This window comes from Armatimonadota bacterium (assembly GCA_016125185.1).
Lineage (GTDB): Bacteria > Armatimonadota > Fimbriimonadia > Fimbriimonadales > Fimbriimonadaceae > Fimbriimonas.
Genome location: WGMG01000004.1, coordinates 105727 through 122103, shown reverse-complemented (window position 1 = coordinate 122103; position 16377 = coordinate 105727). Strand labels below are relative to the sequence as shown.

Below are 16377 nucleotides of genomic sequence, written 5' to 3'. Positions count from 1 at the left end.
CTCCGCCAGTTGAAATCTCACAGGAATCTTTAGGTTTGTGGAGAAGTTGCCATCCAGGTTTTTGGGATAGAGCCGACTATCTCTCTTGTTCCCTCTGTGCGTTTGCCGGGGACACCTGTGAAGATTTATGGTTTCTTTTCTTGCTTCCTATGCCTCCTTCATCACCGTGCGGATGCCCATGTATCACATCAACCACCAGGCCGTATATGGCCAGGATACGCCGGAGTTGAACCAAGCCGTGTTGATGGCGATCGACGACATCCAGGCTAGTGCGCCGGACGGCGGCGGCTACTTCATGAAGTCGGGCGCGAACCCGCCGGCCTCGCCCATCGGCATTCCGCTCAAGTTGGGCGACTATCGGCTGATCAGCCCTCCGCGGTCGTCGAGCTACTGTTCGGGAGCGTCGTACGCGGCGTTCATCGGCGCGCTGGACACGGCCACCGTGTCGTGCCAATCGGAGATTTCGGAGGATCGCCTAGACGCCCTACGCATGCAGGACCAGAACGGGCACCTGCGCGAGGACATGGTGAAGATGTGGGGGTGCTGGAACGCGGACGGCCCCGGATCATACTACGCGCTCTCGCTTTTTTCCAAAATGGGGACGCGGGTGGACCCGCTCGACGCTCGACCCGGCGACTTCTGCAACCTCGACTGGCGGAGCGGCTATGGCCATTCGGTCGTGTTTTTGGGGTGGGACACCACACCGGACGGCGAGATGGCAATGCGATTTTGGTCGAGCCAGAAGAGCACCAACGGCCTGGGCGACCGCACCGCGCGGCTGTCGGAAATCAAGTGTTTCGTGTTCTCTCGGCTGACGAATCCCGAGGACGTTTTGACCTTTGATCCTTCGAAGAAAGTCGGGCGCATGAGCGTCGATTACGATTCGGCTAATGCCGTCGCAGCACAATTGAAACTGAGTGCCGGTCTCTAGACCAAAACTCCCGTTCTGACCATGTTTCGAAGCCCTCGCAATCGAGGGCTTTGCTATTGATGAGCTTAGATTCGCGCGGATGGGCGAAGCATCGGTAGTTGGTTTCGGAGTGGCCCAGGACGCTGAGAAAACCGCCTCTGGCGGTGGATTGCTTGGCGAGTTCGAAGTAGTTGGGGTCCCAGCAGTAGTGGAGCAAGACGAGATCGTATTGGGTCTCGGGCCGGTAATCGTGAAGGTTGGCTTGGATTGCTTCGATGGGTTTGTCGGGGGCGTAGGTTTTGGCCAGTCGTTGGATCGCCTCGATGTTGCTCGCTAGGCGATCGACGGCGGTGACGTCCCAGTCGTTGGCGGCGAGCCAGACGGCATCACGCCCGGCGCCACAACCCAGATCGAGAGCGAATCCTGGAGCGGCCTCTTGCGCGATTTGGTTGAGAATGGGATTGATATTCCAGGTACGGCCGGGCTTTGTGTCGATTTCGGCCCGGCGAACAATGCGTGGGTTTCTTCTTATTGCGCGCAGGTCTATGCAGGTTTCTTTGCAGCCTTCACCTTCGAGGACGTCGATAACCGCGAACGGCTCGGGAAGTTCGGCCTGGACTCCGGCGAGGTGCGTGGTCCAGTCGCTCACGCCGGACTGCCGCTTGATCTCTTGCGGATCAAGCGGAGCCTTTGGGAGTCGATCCCGCCAGACCACAGCTATTTGCGACCGAGGATATGATCCATCGCGTTCGAGGTGTTCTCGACGCGGGCGATAGGATAGAGCTTGTAGTGGGGGATCATTTCGGCGACGACGGGGCCATCGAAGCCGATTTCGCCCAGCGCCTTGACGACCTCTGGGAAGTTCACATCGCCTTCGAGAAGGTCGACGAAACCTTCGGCGGTGCCGACGGCCTTTCGGAAGTCCTTGAAGTGGATCGCGACGATGTCTTTACCCAGGCTTCGAATCCATTGCTCGGGGTAGCCGAAGGGCATGACATTTCCCACATCGAACAAGCATCCGATCCATGGCGAGTTGAATTGGCTGATGAAATATCCCATTTCTCCAGGGGACATGAACATCTTGTTCCACACGTTTTCGATGCCCATCTTGACGCCGCACGCCTCGGCGTGGGGGAGGAGTTCGGCGATGCCGTCCTTTGCATATTTCCAGCAGTCGTCGTAGTTGTGGACGGGCCGATCGGGCAGGAAAAAGACGTCGACGGCGGCGGGGATGGTGAGGTGAACCTTGCATCCGAGCCAGCTCGAAATCTGGAGCATGCGCTTGAGGTCGTCCTTGGCTTGCTCGCGAACTTTGGCGTCGGGATCACCCATGCTTCGGCCCCAGTAGAGGCCGGAGGCGGTGGTGCGCAGGACGACGCCCTCGTTGCTGGCGGCTTCGACCAGGCTCTTGCACTTGGCTTCGTCGGCGTCGAGGCCGAACTGGGTTCCGGCTTCGCCGATGCACAATTCGAGGGCATCGTAGCCGTACTTCTTGGTCATCTTGACGGCGTCGAACGGGTCCACCTTGTCCTCGAAGGAGCCGGGGAAGCACCAATAGTTAATACCTTTCAGCAGCATCGCAGGCTTGAATGTACCTGCTGAGGGACAAGAGATCAGAGAGCAGAGAACAGAGAACGAGTGGTCGTCGGATGGCAAACGATTGAAAAATGCTTGAGTCAGATGACAAGGCAAAATAGAACTCTCATGAGTTTTCGAAAGCTGATCGTCTGGCAAAAGTCAATGACGCTTGTCGAGGTGGTCTACAGGGACACTTCAAAACTGCCTGAGACTGAAAAGTTTGGCTTGCAAGCCCAAATGCGTCGGGCGGCGGTCTCAATTCCCTCTAATATCGCCGAGGGCTACGGACGAAGCGGTACCAACGAATACTTGCGCTTCCTTGACATTGCTATTGGGTCGCTTCGAGAATTGCAAACCCAGATTGAGATTTCGAAGCGCCTGGAGTATTTGGCAACTGACGAACTTGAGACGGCTTCGGACGAGGTGGGCAAGCTCTTGTTTTCGGTCCGCAAAGGCTTGTTAGACAAAAGGCCCTGAGCCCTGTTCTCTGTTCTCTGTTCACTACTTCTGCCAAACCTGGATGTTGAAGCAGGGGCAGATGAGGTGGGGCGCGAGTTCGGGGTTGGCGGCGAGCTCGGCTTCGGTGGGGATTTGCTCGTCGTAATGGCGGAGCTGGAAGCCGGAATTGAGGCAGTGCGTGAAGTAGGTCCCGAGCGGCCGGTGGTAGTTATGAACCCGGATGCCGTTCCATTCAGCGACGACGCGCTGCCTCGTTCCGTAGTGTTCCACTAACCAGGCCGTCCGCTCACCAGCTTCATTCCATTCCCAAAACCGATTTGTAGCAGTGTTCATACCAGTTGAATTGACGATAACGCATTTTCCGCCGGGCTTGAGGACACGGAAGGCCTCGTCGATAGCGGGCTCGAACGGCTCAATGTCGATGAGGACGAGGTAGAAGAGCACAGCGTCGAATGTCTCATTTGGGAACGGCAGAGCCTCGGCGCGGGCGTCTCGATAGTCGCCTTGGGGGTCTTGCTGGATGGCTTGCTCGAGGAGTTTTGGCGTGGGTTCGACGCCGACGACGTTGGCTCCGCGCTCCTGGAGTTGGCGGCAGAATCGGCCCTCACCACAGCCAATATCGAGGATGTTTCGCCCTTGGACGTCGCCGAAAGCGGCGTGAACGCGGGGGTCCAGGAACCGGCGGGATTTGTCGCCGCGGATGTCGAGGATGCGAATCCAGGCGTCGGCGGAGTTTTGCCAAAGTTGGATGTCTTCGTCGAGCATGGGGTGGTTAGTGTACCGATTTGTTTTTTGGTGGTCGGGATGCTCGGTTCGCCTCATCCGGTTCGCTGGAAGGGTCAACTTCGCGATGCTTAGGAGGGCGCGTTCACCGACTTCTCCATCCGGAGAAGTATCTTTTTTTGGTTCCTGAGCCGTAATGGTGGAGAGGACCGATGGTATGCGTTCGCGAATAGAAGGCTATGACCCTATGGGTCGGACCTTAGTTTTTTAGTAACCGGTGATAGAATAACGGCGTGACCTACCAGGACTGGTTGGCCCTCATAAAGCAGGCCGGAATCGATCCGGCGGGAGCCGATCCAAACTGGTTAAATGCGCAGTATAACCAGGGCCAATCGCCCGTCGCCGTCGCGCACCAACTAAGGGCCACAGCTTCCCAATTTGCGGCGTTACCAGTCCCCATAGGAGTCGCACACCACACACGATGGGTCTGCCGCTCCTGTGGATCCCACGATTGGCGGTGGGATCACTACCAAAGATCAGACAATTTCGCAATCTGGTGCATAGTTGCAACGGTCGTAGGCCTGCCATTTTTGTGTATACCAGTCCTAAATATCATTGTTGGAGCAGGTCTCGTCATTCTATGGATTTATGGAGTAGTTAGGCCGAAGTCAGGACCTAGTCAAGCTCCCAGATGCGTTCGATGCGGCTGGATGGAAGTCAACTAGCCCCATATTCCGGCAATCTCTGGCATTTTCGGCGAGAGGAAGTCGGTGAGGGCCGTACGGTAGTCGTTGACGGGCTTGATGTCGCCGGCATCGTCGAGTTGGTTGGGGGCAAGGCCGGGCCATTGGCCGAGAATCTTGCCGCCATCGACATCTCCGAGGGCCATCATGACGCTCGCGCGGCCATGGTCGGTTCCCAAACTGGCGTTTTCCTGCACGCGGCGGCCGAACTCGGTCATGACGATCAGGGTCATTTCCTTGGCGCGCGGTCCGAGGTCGGTCATAAAGGCGTCGATCGACTTGGCGACCTTATCGAGCTGGCTGGCGTGAACGCCGGTATCCGCGCCTTGGGCAAAATGGGTGTCCCAACCGGTTTCTTCCAGGCAGGCGATTTCGAGGCCGAGGTCGGACTTCAGCAGGCAGGCGACCTCGCGGAACCCGGCTCCCAAGGGAGATATCGGGTAAGTCGCTCCACTCGACGCCTTGTAGTTTTTGGGATCGAGGCGCTCGATACGATCGAGGGCGTGAAGCGTGTTGGCCCCAGCGCTGTGCATGAGGTTCGACGGGTCGGCGGGTTCGTTTTGGTACTTCAGCTTGAGTTCGCGCACGAAGTCTTCGTCGGCGTCGAGATGGAAGTCGGTGATGGATTGGACGACGAGCGGGGCAGGCGCGCCGCGAAGCGAATCCGGCATTCGGTCGGCCCAAGCGACGGCGCGGAGGGGCGTGTCCTGGGCGGAGGCGGTCTTATTGAGGTAACGGGCCAGCCAGCCGCTGGGCTCGCCGGAGTGGCCGGTCGGGGCACCGCGCTCCATGGCGGACATCGCCTCGAAGTGCGAACGGGTCATGTCCTGCGAACCAACGGCGGGGACGAGGGCGAGCGAACCGGCTTCGAACCACTTTTTGAGCGGCGCCAGCGATGGGTGCAAGGCGAAATAGTCGTTGAGGGCTACGCTTCGGGCCGCTTCCTTCACGCGGAGATCGTTGGGGCGAGCGATGGCCAGGCTCGGGCGGGCTTTGTAATAGTGGTCATCGGCGTAGGGGACCATCATGTTGAGGCCGTCGGAACCGCCGCGAAGGAAGAGGACGACCAGCGCGTGCCCACGCCGAGTCGAATCAATCTTGATTTGACTGAGCGCACTGCCGGAGAGGAGCCAGGGCACCAGCCCAAGGGCACCCAGCTTAAGGGCCGACCGGCGGGACATCGCATCTTTGAAACTGTCGCAGGAGTGGTCGTTCATATCGTTCACGCGTATTGAAATTCGGGGGCGGAGAGGTGGTTGGCGAGCAGGCGCATCCGCTCCTTGGTGAGGCCGCTTCCCTTGCCCACGATGCTCGCGATCATCGGCAGGGATTCGGCTTTGATGGTGGTGTTGGCGATCTTGCCGAACGCCAGGTCGTAGGCGAATTGCCAGCGTGGCAGGACGGTGTTGGCCCAGCTAATCTGGTCCACTGGGTAGCCGTCGGGCATCGGCCATTCGTACATTGGCTGTCCGAGCTTGCGCAGGTACTGCTGGAGGGCGGGGCCGCCATCGGTAATGGCACCGGACCGGCGCAGGGAGGCGCAAAGGAAGTCGAACGGACGCTTGAGGATCGGCTCGCCCGCACCGAGTTCATCGGAGAGGAGGATGGGCCGAATCATGCTGGGGATATCGCCTTTGGTGGTGGTGTAGGCGTCGGCGACCTTGGATTCCAGGTCTTCGGAGCGCGCGCCGGTAAAGAAAACGACGAGCTTGCGGGCCAGGTGCTTGGCGGTCGAGGGGTGGGCGATGGCGATATCGAGGACCTGCTCGCCGTCTTCGATGCCGCGCCCGGCAGGGATTACGTGGCCGAGCACGAGCTTGGTTCCCTTGTCGTGCACGCTGTCATCGAAGCGGAATGAACCTTTGGCTTTGGGGTGAAATTCGCCTTTGAACAGCCCGCCGAGGAAGCGGGTTTCCATCTTCCAGCCGGTCAGACACCGGGCGACCTCTTGAACGTCCTTCTGCGTGTAGCCGCCGTAGATGCCGAGGGTGTGGAGTTCCAGCAGTTCGCGGGCATAATTCTCGTTCGGGTGCTCCTTCACGTTCTGCTCGTTGTCGAGGTACAGAAGCATGGCGGGCGAATGGGCCATCTCGCGGGCCATGTCGCCGAAGTTACCGAGGGCGCTTTGGCGGATGATCTGCTCTTCCTGGTTGCCCTTGAAGAACGCACCATCCTTCTTTTGCGAGTAGATGTTGAAGTGGTTGCTCCAGAAATCGACCATCTTTTCGCGGAGCTGGTTGGGGCTGTAGACCGCGCGCAGAATGGCGGCGCACTGGAGCTGTTGGATGACGCGTCCGCGTGGGATCTCCATGAGCTCGACGGCCTGCATGCGCAGGCAGTCGAGGTTCTGGAGTTGAAGGGTGAGTTCGATCGGTTCGTCGAATCCGGCTTTGAGTTGCTTCTCGACGTAGGCGTCGTGCCCCAGCGAGGCGTAGGTCGCCTCTTCGTCCCCCGACCAGCCGAACGACATCCGGTCGAGCAAGCGGGTGGTTTTGGGATCGCTGGGCTCGCGCCACGGCTCGGACTGCTTGCGTCGCCTGACCTCGGTCGCGACGCGCCCGCACCCAGCGGCGGTGATTGCAGCGGCGCCGCCAAGGAGGAGCGCGTCGCGCCGAGTCAGAGACATTACGCGACCTCGTTTGCGGTGGCGGGCTTGAGCAAAGCCAACAGGCCCGCGCCGCCGGCGGTCAGCATGAAGATCGGGGCGAAAAGGAACCAACCGAGGATCGGGAGCATGCCGGCCACCACGATGTAGAGCGCGGATTTGGCGTAGGAGTCGAACAGATTCGAGTGGTCGCCCTTGAGGGAGCGCAGGCGCTCGGAGGCAAGTTTGGCGATGCCGCTACTGCCGATGGCGACCATGGCAAAGTAGCTGGAGACCATGATCATGCCGAAGAGCTTGACGCCCGGATTGGGCACTTGGAGCACGACGATGCCGAAAAATCCGACGAGAAAAGCGGCGAACCCGGTGCCGATGCAGGCGCTCGTGTGGGTGGAAACCGCGTTGCGGGCGGAGGCCACCCGGGCCGGGAAAAGGAGCGCGCAGGCGACCAAAAAGGCCCAGAGCGTTACGGCCAGTCCGGCCAGGGTTGCGACGATTGAGAAGGAGTCACCGATTGTAACCATAGCTTTATCATCCTCTATCTTTTCAAATCGGAGCCGTAGGTTTTGGGGTTGCAAAGGCTCTATAATCGGGCCAAATGCCCCACACAAACCGTCCACTTTTGGTTCGCTCGCTGTTCGCGGGCTTCGGAATTGTATGCGTGGGGGTGGGGTTCGTAGGGATTATTACCCCTGGCCTGCCGGGCTTTGTGTTCTTTCTGATCGCGCTGTGGGCGTTTCGAAATTCGAGCGAGCGGCTGGAGAGTTGGCTCTTGGCGAATCGGACCGTCGGACCGACTTTGCGAGATTGGGAGGAGCATCGGTCGATGCGTCTGCGGACGAAGGTCATCGCGATCTCAATGATCTGGGTGGCGATCGGGTTTACGATCTACCGGATTCTGTCGAAGCCACCGATTGTGATCGAGCAGTTGGAGATGGAATTGCCGAAATGGATTCCGGTGGGGTTGTTGGCGGGGACGATTTTGGCGCTGACGGTGTATTTGGCGCGGGTTCCGACGAAGCGCGAGGCGTGAGATTTCTTGTCCTGCTTTGTGAGCTGAAGGGTTTATGTATGGCCCTTTCCCCCTCCGGTTCACTTCGTTCGCCGACCCCCTTCAGTGGGGTAGCGTGGTTAGCTTCTACTTTCCACAGGCGGGACGCCTGGGCCCCAAAAAACACCTAGCGCCTGAGGACCTTTTTCATCACGCCTTCGACTCGGTCGATGTACTCCTTTCCGACCGATTGGCAGTTGGCGTGGGTGACGAAGGGGACACGCCAGAAGTCGGCGCCGGAGACGGAAGCGAGTTCTTTGGACTGGGCTTCGGGGATCAGGCGGTCATCGCTTGCCTCAATGACCAGCGCGGGTTTGGCATGATTCCATTTCTGGGCGGTTTCGACCGGGTTGATGTCGTTGGGGTTGATGTGCAATCGGGCGGAGGCGATCCAGATCACGGGCTTGAAGAGGATGTCGCCGTACGGGAGCATGCTGTTGAACCACCGGTGAGTCACTGGTTCGAGGCGGCCAAAGGCGCACTCGGTCACGATCCCGTCCACGTGGGGATCGTCGGAGGCCATCCAGCAACTGGCTCCTCCCATCGAGGCTCCCACCAGCACCGTGTGTTGAGCGTGGGCGGCGGCGATGGTCTCGCGGATCAGCTTGGACTCGGTCGTGCCAAAGCCGACGGTCGGCTCGGGGCTAGCGTCATGCCCCGGCATGGGCAGAATGACCACGTCGTAGCCGCGATGTTGAAGTTCCCTCGCTGTGTCCTCGAAGAAGGCGCGGCTGGCCTTGATGCCGTGAGCGAAGATGAAGAGGTTTTTGGCCTTGCCTTCGCCAAGGGTCGGCGACGCCCAAGCGGGCACGCCTTTGACCGGCTCCCACACCACAAAATCTTTGGGAAGGCTGGGTACTACGCGCCGGGGCGAGACCACCTTGTCGGCGATCCAAAAGCACAGGACGATGTAGGCGAGGAAGAGCCCCGCCAGGAAGTAGATGGCTCTACGAAACCGTTTTTTCTGCCGCGTCGACCGCATTGATCAGCAAACTTGTCACCGTCATCGGTCCCACGCCTCCGGGCACCGGGGTAATCGCTCCGGCTACTTCAACAGCGGATTCGAAGTGAACGTCCCCAACATCTCCCTTTCGGCCCTCAACTTTGTTATATCCAGCATCAATAACGGTGGCCCCGGGCTTAATCCAGTCGCCCTTGATCATTTCGGCGCGGCCCACGGCGGCGACAAGAATGTCGGCTTCGCGGCATCGGTCGGGCAGATCGACGGTCTTGCTGTGGGCGATGGTGACGGTCGCGTTGCGCTCCAAGAGCATGAGGGCCATCGGCTTGCCAAGGATGTGGCTTCGGCCGATGACGAGGGCGCGCTTGCCGGTGCAGTCGATGTTGTAATGGTCGAGAATCTTGGTGATGCCGAGCGGGGTGGCGCATCGGAAGCCGGGGAGTCCGGCGGTGAGGCGGCCCAGCGACTGGGGCGTGATACCATCCACGTCTTTGGCCGAACCAAGGGCGAGGAGGGCGGCGTCCTCATCGAGATGTTTGGGCAGGGGGTGCTGGAGGAGCACACCGTGGACCTTGGGGTTGCCATTGAGCTTGTAGATGATCTCGATGAGCTGTTCTTGGGTCGTTTCCTCGTTGATTTCGTACGATTCGCCGTGCATGCCGGCAGCTTCGGCCCATTTTCGCTTCATGCGTACGTAGGCGACGGACGCGGGATCCTGGGCGGCGACGATGACATCGAGGCGGGGGATCACGCCATGCTCGCGGAGGCGGTCGACCCGCTCCTTGAGCTGAACGCGAAGTTCTTTCGAGAGGGCGAGGCCGTCGAGGATCATTCTTTTTCGTCTCCTTTCACTTTCCAAACCCCGTAGCGCTTGGCGATCTTGCCTTCTTCCGAGTCAGCGTCGACGGTCTCCTCCTCGACAACGGGCTCAGGAGTGCGCATGATCTTTTCTATTTCACCCAAATCGGGGTCTTTGGGCGCGGTCTTGGGGTCGTAATTCGCCTTTTCGGTCTGTTTGAGGAGCGTGTGGAGCACGCCGTTGACGAATTTTCCGCTCTCGGTGGTCGAGTATTTTTTGGCCATTTCGATGGCCTCGTTGAGGGTGACCGCGGGCGGAATGTAGGGGTAGTTTTGCAGTTCGTAGAGGGCGAGCCGCAGGACGGAGCGATCGACGAGGGCGAGGCGGGAGAAGTCGTAGTCGGGGATGGCGGCGGAGATGGCGCGGTCGAGCGAGACGCGGGATTTCCAGGTGCCTTCGGCAAGAGCGGTTGCGAAGCGGTCGACGAGATCGAGGGTTGCGTCGACGAGTTCGACGCCGTTGACCAGTTCTTCGGATTGTTCTTCGTCTTCGAGCGAGTCGATGGTGAGGTGCAGGGCGTCGGACAGCGAGCCTTGGCCTAGGTCAGCGGTGTAGAGCGCGCGGAGGGCGCATTCGCGAGCGATTCGTCGCCAGGCGAAGGGGGTCATTGGGGCACCTCGATCCAGGGCGAGGGGCATGGGGAAGTCTTGGGGGTGGCGTTATGGTGCGGCGATAATCGCCGGGGCTCCTGCGTCGCCTTGGAATTTTTCTGTTGCGGAGCTATCCAGGGGTCTACGGTCCCTTTGGTCGCTTTGACACCCTGGCTACCAGCTTCGACCCTAGCGGGTCGGTTCGAGTCGAGAGCGGGTGGAGCGAAAGAAGTTTGAGCAGTCGTGGACGTTTTCGGCGGTCGTAACGACCGGGACGACTGCGTCGCCTTGGACTTTTGCTTGAGATCGTCTCTACCCAGCCCTTCAGGCTGGGCTAAGATACTGCCGCCCCTTTGGGGGTGGTTGGTCACCTGACGCAGGCTAGTCGGTGCCGCCAGAGTTTGGCTAAGTTGTGGAAGAATTTCCTCCCGTCCAGCGTCGACCATAGTGGGTCGGAGTGAGCGGGCGGCGGGAGCGCAAGAAGAGTTAGAAGCGGACAAAGCGAGGTTGGCCAGCTTCATAGACTAGGAAGCCTCTCCGTCCAGGAACTTCGGCACGAAGCCGGTGTCGAACTTCCCTTCGATCCAGGACGGGGTTGCGCACAGCCGTCGTAGGAACGGGATGTTCGTGGCGATGCCTTCGACCTCAAACTCGTGCAGGGCGGTTTGGAGCTTGGTGACCGCGTCGGCGCGGTCCTCGCCCCAGACGATCAGCTTAGCAAGAAGCGGGTCGTAGAACGGGGAGACGGTCAGGCCCGCGTAGCAGTGGCTCTCCATACGGACGCCGCGGCCCATCGGCGCGCGCCAGCCCGTGATCTTTCCGGTGGAAGGGGCGAAATCGTTGTCGGGGTCTTGGGCGGTGACGCGGACCTCGATGGAGTGACCCTTCAGTTCGATGTTCTTCTGCGTGATCGGGAGCTTTTCGCCGCTCGCCGTCTTCAGCATCATGTGAACCAGATCGTAGCCGGTGATCTCTTCCGTGACCGGGTGTTCGACCTGAAGTCTTGTGTTCATTTCGAGGAAGTAAAAGTTAAACTTATCGTCCACAAGGAATTCGACCGTACCGGCGTTTTGGTAGCCAACGCTCTTGGCCACTCGCACCGCGGCCTCGCCCATCTTCTTGCGGATGCGCTCGGGCAGTTGGGCGTACGGAGCCTCTTCGACGATTTTTTGGTGGCGCAGGTTTTGGATCGAGCATTCGCGCTCGCCGAGGTAGACCATGTTGCCGTGCTGGTCGCCGAAGACCTGGATTTCGACGTGGCGCGGATTCTCGACGAACTTCTCGACGAGCATTTCGCCGGAGCCGAACGACGCTTGGGCCTCGGCAGTCGCAATCTTCCACGCATCCGGCAGTTCGTCGGGGGCGTTGATCTTGCGGATGCCTCGTCCGCCGCCACCGGCGACGGCCTTGAGGAGAACCGGGTAACCGATCTTTTCGGCGATCTTGAGGGCCTCGATGTCGGTTGCGACTGGACCGTCGGAGCCGGGGACGACCGGACACTTCACGGCAATGGCGGCTTTTTTGGCGCTGGCTTTGTCGCCCATCGCCTCGATCGCGCCGGTTGGCGGACCGATGAATTTGACACCAAGGGCTTCGAGCGCGACCGCGAAGTTGGCCCGCTCGCTGAAGTAACCATAGCCGGGGTGAACGGCCTCCGCTCCGCTGATCTGGGTGGCCATGAGGACGTTGGCAAGGTTGAGATAGGAGTCGGAGTTGGAACCAGCACCGACGCAGATAGCTTCGTCGGCGAGCTTGACGTGAAGGCTATCCCGGTCGGCCTCCGAGTAGATCGCGACGCTTTTGACTCCGAGTTCGCGGCAGCCGCGAATGACACGGCAGGCGATTTCCCCGCGATTGGCAATGAGCACCTTTTTCAGCATTAAAACTTTTCGTGTCCTAGATGTGGGCAGTGGATTTTTCCCGACTCGTCGATGACGTATGCCTCTTTCCCGACAGGACAGTGTGACACACTTTTTGCACCGGGGATATCGTCCACCGAGGTAGGTTTGAAGTCTTCGTCGGTCGCCTTTTGAACTTCAAGAAGTTGGCGAACCTGCATCAGATTGCTTCGACAGACCTCGTCTTCGGCGCTGGCTTTGGCGTTACCCAGCACGGTTTTGCCGCGGCCATCGGCCTTCATCGTCGGCTTGGCGTCGCCCGTGCCGCGCATGAAGATGACGACGGCGACGAGGATGATCGCGACAACGACCAAGCTAGCGACCAGGGTCTGGCCGCGCTGTTTCACTCGACCTCCACAAGCGCGAGAACCTGACCGTACTCGACGGTTTCGGAGTCGAGGACGTTGACCTCGGAAATTTTGCCCTGCACCGACGACACCACGTCGTTCGCAATGCCGAGAGCCACCACGGAGCCGACGATGTCGCCGACTTTGATTTCGTCGCCAACCTTCATGGCGTGGTCGCCCTGACGGAAGATGCCGACGTTGTGGCTCTTGATGGGTTTGGCGGTGACGGCCGGTTCTTCGGCCTTTCCGGCGGGTGCAGCGGAGGCGGCCTTTGCGGGCTTCTTGGCCTTCTCATCCAAGACGGCTCGGAATTTGGATTCTCCAAGCTCTAGTTCGACCTCGTCCATGCCCGTTTTCTTGGCCAGGTTGAGTGCATGGCGGACAAGTGCAAAGTCCAGCGGTGCCATATCGAAATAGTTTACCAAGGCGGGCGATTCCTGCAAAGTGAGAGAACGTTTACATCCCTCGCAGAACGACGGTCTAGCAAGAAGTGTGCCAAAAATCCCGGTCCTAGTATTTGTACTTAGCAGGGGCTTATCCCCTATGTGGCACTTAGGTCCTGAGGGTTCCTTGGACGAGTGTTCAAGAAAGATAGATGGGCCATGTGGGACATTAAAGAAGTCATCAAAAAAGCGAGCGATCTGCCGTCGATGCCGGAAGTGGCATTCGAGGTGATTCGCATCGCCGACCAAGCGGATTCAAGCGCTTCGACGGTTGCGGCGACGCTTTCTCGCGATCCGAGCCTCAGCGCTCGCGTTCTGCGATTGGCAAACTCTGCCTTTTACGGAATGGCGCGAGACGTCCACTCGATTCAGGAAGCGGTTGTCGTTCTCGGCATGCGCACCACCAAGAGCCTTTCCCTCGTGGCCGCCAGTTTTCCTTGGCTTCAGATCGCCCTTAAAGGCAAGGGCCTGAGCCCCAAGCACCTTTGGAACCACTGTCTGGCTTGCGCTTACTTCAGCAAGATGCTGGCGATGCGCAAAACCGACATGGACGCGGAGCAGGCATTTTGTATCGGTCTGCTTCACGACATCGGCACCGTGGCCCTGTACCTGACGCTTGAAGACGAATTTACGGCGATGACCCAGACGAGCCTGGCCGGAGATAAGCCATTCGACCAGATCGAGCGAGAGACCTTGAGTTTTGACCATGCCGAACTGGGCGCAACTCTGGCTGAGAGCTGGAACCTGCCCAAGGCATACTGCCGAAGCATCCGATTCCACCATCGCCCTTCGGAGATGGAAGAGACCGACGTGCTGACCGACATCATCCACATCGCGGACATCATGGTTCGCGAGCGGGGCATCCATGAGAACCTGCCGGGAACGTTCTACGTCCGCGACGAGGCCGCGTTCGAAAGGCTTGGTGTTGAGGCAGACGTATTGAATGAGTGGCTGGACGAAGCCCTCAGCAAGTTGAGTGAAGCGGGTGGAAGCGCCTTCGCGGAGGCGGCTTAACTGTGACCCGCGTTCTCGTCGTTGACGACTCGATTTTTATGCGCCGAGTGATCTCGGACGCGATCAATCGAGAGTCGGATATGGAGGTCTGCGGAACCGCATCGAGCGGCGAGGAAGTCCTCGCCAAGGTGCGCGAGCTAAAGCCCGACGTGGTGACGCTCGACATCGAGATGCCGCGCAAGAACGGCCTCATCGCTCTGAAGGAGCTGATGTCGGAGGCGCCGACCCCGGCGGTCATGTTCTCGACGCTGACCTCGATTGGCGCAGATGCGACGGTTCTCGCGCTGGAAATCGGCGCGGTGGACTTTGCGTGCAAGCCGGAAGCCATCACGGGCGAGTCCTTGTCCGCAATTTTTCAGGAACTGATTCCGAAGATTCGTGCCGCTTCGCGGGCTAAATTCCGCCCGGCGCCGGTTCGGCCAGCTCCGGTCGTTCGCACACCGCGAACCGAAATGCGCGCGCCGACCTCGCAGAAAACGCTTTTGATCGCCAGTTCGACGGGCGGACCGAAGGCGCTGATGACGTTGTTCGAATCGCTGCCCAAAAACATGACGGTCCCGTGCGTGATCGTCCAGCACATGCCCGCCGGATTTACCAAGAGCCTAGCCGAGCGACTGGACCGCATCGGTGCCTTTAAGGTGCGCGAGGCGAACCAGGAAGACGCGCTGGAGCCAGGCGTGGCCCTGATGGCCCCGGGCGGCAAGCACCTGGAACTCGTGAACGCAACCAAGATTTTGTTGAATGACGGACCGGATCGCAACGGCGTGAAGCCATGTGCGGACTACACGTTTGAGTCGGCGGCGAAGTACATCGGTGCGAACGTGCTGGGCGTGATCTTGACCGGAATGGGTCGAGACGGTACCGCTGGGGCCTTGGCCCTGAAGAAGGCGGGCGCCACGATTTTCGGCGAAAGTGACCAGACCTGCGTTGTGTACGGCATGCCCAAGTCGGCAAAAGAAGCCGGTGCAACCGATGGCGAGTTTCCGATCGACCAAATGGGTGCGGCGATCACCGCAGCGCTCTCAGGAGGTCGACGTGCAAGCGCCTAATGACATTCAGTGGGCCGATTTCTACCGAAAGCTGAAAACGCAGACGGGGATCGACTTCAACCTCTACAAGCAAAACCAGCTTCAGCGACAGATTCTGATGCTGGGCGAACAGCGGCGAATGCCCGGCTTCGAAGCTCTAGTGGACCTGGTGCTGAAGAGCGAAGACGAGCGGCGATGGTTCCTGGACAAGTTGGCGATCAACGTCACCGAGGTCTTCCGAAACCCAGAGCTGTGGCGCGACCTCGAGAAGATCGTGAAGCACGAACTGGCCGACGGGGGAAGATCGATCCGTGCGTGGAGCGCGGGATGTTCGACCGGGGCCGAGGCGTATAGCCTGGCGGCGGTGCTGGACAAATTTGCTCCCGGCCGACCGCACAAGATCGTCTGCACGGACATCGACGAGACGGCGATGGCCCAGGCCAAGCGGGGATTCCTCAATCGCATGGAAGCGAGGATGATTCCGCAGGAGTTCGAAAAGTACTTCGAGGTTACCGAGGACGGCGCGAACGTCATCCCAAAACTGAAGGACTTTTTGACCTTCCAAAAACACAATTTGCTGGCAGATAGCTACGGCGTGGGTTACGACCTGATCATCTGCCGCAACGTCCTGATCTACTTCGTCGACGAGGCGAAAGATCAGATCTTTCAGCGGTTCTACAATGCGCTCCGCCCTGGTGGCTACCTCTTCTTGGGGAGCAGCGAGCGCATCTACAACACCAGGGAGATTGGTTTCGAATGTCCGAGACCGTATTTCTACAAAAAACCTAGCGAGGAAAAAGTATGGCGAAACGCATCTTAATTACGGATGACGCGCTTTTCATGCGCGTCACATTGAAGCGCATCCTAACGGATGCCGGTTACGAAGTCGTCGGTGAGGCGGCCAACGGTCTTGAGTCTGTAGCTCTTTATGGGGACCTGAAGCCCGATTTGGTCACCATGGACATCACTATGCCGGAGATGGATGGAATCGAGGCTCTCAAGGCTATTCGAGGTTCAAATCCAGAGGCTGTCGTGGTCATGTGCTCGGCGATGGGACAGCAAAATTTGATGGTCGAAGCTCTTCAGGCCGGTGCAAAAGAGTTCATAACTAAGCCTTTTCAAGCCGATAAGGTTATTGAGGTCATCAAGCGTCACGCGGCGTGATGCGAAG

The 16377-nt window shown here is 59.4% G+C and carries 19 protein-coding genes and 1 tRNA gene; 7 read left to right on the top strand and 13 right to left on the bottom strand.

The genetic code is table 11. From position 1 onward, the window contains the following. Positions 1 to 127: 127 nt before the first annotated feature. Positions 128 to 931, top strand: a complete 804-nt coding sequence (locus GC165_06075; protein MBI1332427.1) for a hypothetical protein — start codon at positions 128 to 130, stop codon at positions 929 to 931. On the opposite strand, the gene GC165_06070 is transcribed toward GC165_06075, so the two are convergent. Both GC165_06070 and GC165_06065 read right to left on the bottom strand, forming a co-directional pair. Next, entirely contained in the window at positions 888 to 1631 is a 744-nt protein-coding gene (locus tag GC165_06070; protein ID MBI1332426.1) for a methyltransferase domain-containing protein, read from the bottom strand. The two genes, GC165_06075 and GC165_06070, sit on opposite strands and share 44 nt — an antisense overlap. Then, complete coding sequence (locus GC165_06065) at positions 1628 to 2488, bottom strand: TIM barrel protein (protein ID MBI1332425.1); 861 nt, start codon at positions 2486 to 2488, stop codon at positions 1628 to 1630. The genes GC165_06070 and GC165_06065 overlap by 4 nt, the downstream gene beginning before the upstream one ends. Positions 2489 to 2614: 126 nt before the next feature. Here GC165_06065 and GC165_06060 point away from each other — a divergent pair, with 126 nt between their 5' ends. Then, entirely contained in the window at positions 2615 to 2965 is a 351-nt protein-coding gene (locus GC165_06060; GenBank protein MBI1332424.1) for a four helix bundle protein, read from the top strand. Positions 2966 to 2989: 24 nt separating this feature from the next. Here the strand turns inward: GC165_06060 and GC165_06055 are convergent, their stop codons facing one another. From GC165_06055 to GC165_06035, 5 genes are all read right to left on the bottom strand, one after another. Continuing rightward, on the bottom strand, positions 2990 to 3769 hold the full coding sequence (locus tag GC165_06055) for a methyltransferase domain-containing protein (GenBank protein ID MBI1332423.1): 780 nt from the start codon (positions 3767 to 3769) through the stop codon (positions 2990 to 2992). A 222-nt stretch (positions 3770 to 3991) separates the two neighbouring features. Then, a tRNA-OTHER gene (locus GC165_06050) sits at positions 3992 to 4103 on the bottom strand. A 288-nt stretch (positions 4104 to 4391) separates the two neighbouring features. Beyond that, complete coding sequence (locus GC165_06045) at positions 4392 to 5630, bottom strand: DUF1501 domain-containing protein (GenBank protein ID MBI1332422.1); 1239 nt, start codon at positions 5628 to 5630, stop codon at positions 4392 to 4394. A gap of 5 nt (positions 5631 to 5635) precedes the next feature. After that, positions 5636 to 7039 (bottom strand): DUF1800 family protein, encoded by a 1404-nt coding sequence (locus GC165_06040; GenBank protein ID MBI1332421.1) that lies wholly within the window; start codon positions 7037 to 7039, stop codon positions 5636 to 5638. Beyond that, the gene (locus GC165_06035) at positions 7039 to 7539 is read right to left on the bottom strand and encodes a hypothetical protein (protein ID MBI1332420.1); all 501 of its coding nucleotides are present in this window, start codon (positions 7537 to 7539) and stop codon (positions 7039 to 7041) included. The genes GC165_06040 and GC165_06035 overlap by 1 nt, the downstream gene beginning before the upstream one ends. A 74-nt stretch (positions 7540 to 7613) precedes the next feature. Here GC165_06035 and GC165_06030 point away from each other — a divergent pair, with 74 nt between their 5' ends. Beyond that, positions 7614 to 8048, top strand: coding sequence for a DUF454 family protein (locus GC165_06030; protein MBI1332419.1), 435 nt, complete (start codon positions 7614 to 7616; stop codon positions 8046 to 8048). Between the two features lie 145 nt (positions 8049 to 8193). Here GC165_06030 and GC165_06025 read toward each other — a convergent pair whose 3' ends face one another. The 6 genes from GC165_06025 to GC165_06000 form a co-directional block, all read right to left on the bottom strand. Next, positions 8194 to 9048 (bottom strand): alpha/beta fold hydrolase, encoded by an 855-nt coding sequence (locus GC165_06025; protein MBI1332418.1) that lies wholly within the window; start codon positions 9046 to 9048, stop codon positions 8194 to 8196. Beyond that, positions 9014 to 9859, bottom strand: a complete 846-nt coding sequence (locus GC165_06020; protein ID MBI1332417.1) for a bifunctional methylenetetrahydrofolate dehydrogenase/methenyltetrahydrofolate cyclohydrolase — start codon at positions 9857 to 9859, stop codon at positions 9014 to 9016. The genes GC165_06025 and GC165_06020 overlap by 35 nt, the downstream gene beginning before the upstream one ends. Beyond that, positions 9856 to 10524: a transcription antitermination factor NusB gene (gene nusB / locus GC165_06015; protein ID MBI1332416.1), complete on the bottom strand. Its 669-nt coding sequence runs from the start codon at positions 10522 to 10524 to the stop codon at positions 9856 to 9858. The genes GC165_06020 and nusB overlap by 4 nt, the downstream gene beginning before the upstream one ends. Positions 10525 to 11000: 476 nt before the next feature. Further along, positions 11001 to 12356 (bottom strand): acetyl-CoA carboxylase biotin carboxylase subunit, encoded by a 1356-nt coding sequence (locus GC165_06010; GenBank protein MBI1332415.1) that lies wholly within the window; start codon positions 12354 to 12356, stop codon positions 11001 to 11003. Further along, positions 12356 to 12721, bottom strand: coding sequence for a hypothetical protein (locus tag GC165_06005; GenBank protein ID MBI1332414.1), 366 nt, complete (start codon positions 12719 to 12721; stop codon positions 12356 to 12358). The genes GC165_06010 and GC165_06005 overlap by 1 nt, the downstream gene beginning before the upstream one ends. After that, positions 12718 to 13128: a hypothetical protein gene (locus tag GC165_06000; GenBank protein MBI1332413.1), complete on the bottom strand. Its 411-nt coding sequence runs from the start codon at positions 13126 to 13128 to the stop codon at positions 12718 to 12720. The genes GC165_06005 and GC165_06000 overlap by 4 nt, the downstream gene beginning before the upstream one ends. A 195-nt stretch (positions 13129 to 13323) precedes the next feature. On the opposite strand from GC165_06000, the gene GC165_05995 reads away from it, so the two are divergent. From GC165_05995 to GC165_05980, 4 genes are read left to right on the top strand one after another with little or no spacing between them, the layout of a single operon-like run. Further along, positions 13324 to 14178 (top strand): HDOD domain-containing protein, encoded by an 855-nt coding sequence (locus tag GC165_05995; GenBank protein MBI1332412.1) that lies wholly within the window; start codon positions 13324 to 13326, stop codon positions 14176 to 14178. A gap of 2 nt (positions 14179 to 14180) precedes the next feature. Then, positions 14181 to 15227, top strand: a complete 1047-nt coding sequence (gene cheB / locus GC165_05990; GenBank protein ID MBI1332411.1) for a chemotaxis-specific protein-glutamate methyltransferase CheB — start codon at positions 14181 to 14183, stop codon at positions 15225 to 15227. Then, positions 15151 to 16026: a methyltransferase gene (locus tag GC165_05985; protein ID MBI1332410.1), complete on the top strand. Its 876-nt coding sequence runs from the start codon at positions 15151 to 15153 to the stop codon at positions 16024 to 16026. The genes cheB and GC165_05985 overlap by 77 nt, the downstream gene beginning before the upstream one ends. Beyond that, positions 16008 to 16370 (top strand): response regulator, encoded by a 363-nt coding sequence (locus GC165_05980; protein MBI1332409.1) that lies wholly within the window; start codon positions 16008 to 16010, stop codon positions 16368 to 16370. The genes GC165_05985 and GC165_05980 overlap by 19 nt, the downstream gene beginning before the upstream one ends. Positions 16371 to 16377 lie beyond the last annotated feature (7 nt).

Bases quoted from the DNA above. Each gene is read 5' to 3' on its own strand.
- GC165_06030 (MBI1332419.1), top strand. From the start codon at position 7,614: ATGCCCCACACAAACCGTCCACTTTTGGTTCGCTCGCTGTTCGCGGGC.
- nusB (MBI1332416.1), bottom strand. From the start codon at position 10,524: ATGCCCCTCGCCCTGGATCGAGGTGCCCCAATGACCCCCTTCGCCTGG.
- GC165_06045 (MBI1332422.1), bottom strand. From the start codon at position 5,630: ATGAACGACCACTCCTGCGACAGTTTCAAAGATGCGATGTCCCGCCGG.
- GC165_06035 (MBI1332420.1), bottom strand. From the start codon at position 7,539: ATGGTTACAATCGGTGACTCCTTCTCAATCGTCGCAACCCTGGCCGGA.
- GC165_06065 (MBI1332425.1), bottom strand. From the start codon at position 2,488: ATGCTGCTGAAAGGTATTAACTATTGGTGCTTCCCCGGCTCCTTCGAG.
- GC165_06020 (MBI1332417.1), bottom strand. From the start codon at position 9,859: ATGATCCTCGACGGCCTCGCCCTCTCGAAAGAACTTCGCGTTCAGCTC.
- GC165_05985 (MBI1332410.1), top strand. From the start codon at position 15,151: ATGGCGAGTTTCCGATCGACCAAATGGGTGCGGCGATCACCGCAGCGC.
- GC165_06055 (MBI1332423.1), bottom strand. From the start codon at position 3,769: ATGAGGCGAACCGAGCATCCCGACCACCAAAAAACAAATCGGTACACT.
- GC165_06075 (MBI1332427.1), top strand. From the start codon at position 128: ATGGTTTCTTTTCTTGCTTCCTATGCCTCCTTCATCACCGTGCGGATG.
- GC165_06010 (MBI1332415.1), bottom strand. From the start codon at position 12,356: ATGCTGAAAAAGGTGCTCATTGCCAATCGCGGGGAAATCGCCTGCCGT.
- GC165_05980 (MBI1332409.1), top strand. From the start codon at position 16,008: ATGGCGAAACGCATCTTAATTACGGATGACGCGCTTTTCATGCGCGTC.
- GC165_06025 (MBI1332418.1), bottom strand. From the start codon at position 9,048: ATGCGGTCGACGCGGCAGAAAAAACGGTTTCGTAGAGCCATCTACTTC.
- GC165_05995 (MBI1332412.1), top strand. From the start codon at position 13,324: ATGTGGGACATTAAAGAAGTCATCAAAAAAGCGAGCGATCTGCCGTCG.
- GC165_06060 (MBI1332424.1), top strand. From the start codon at position 2,615: ATGAGTTTTCGAAAGCTGATCGTCTGGCAAAAGTCAATGACGCTTGTC.
- GC165_06000 (MBI1332413.1), bottom strand. From the start codon at position 13,128: ATGGCACCGCTGGACTTTGCACTTGTCCGCCATGCACTCAACCTGGCC.
- GC165_06040 (MBI1332421.1), bottom strand. From the start codon at position 7,039: ATGTCTCTGACTCGGCGCGACGCGCTCCTCCTTGGCGGCGCCGCTGCA.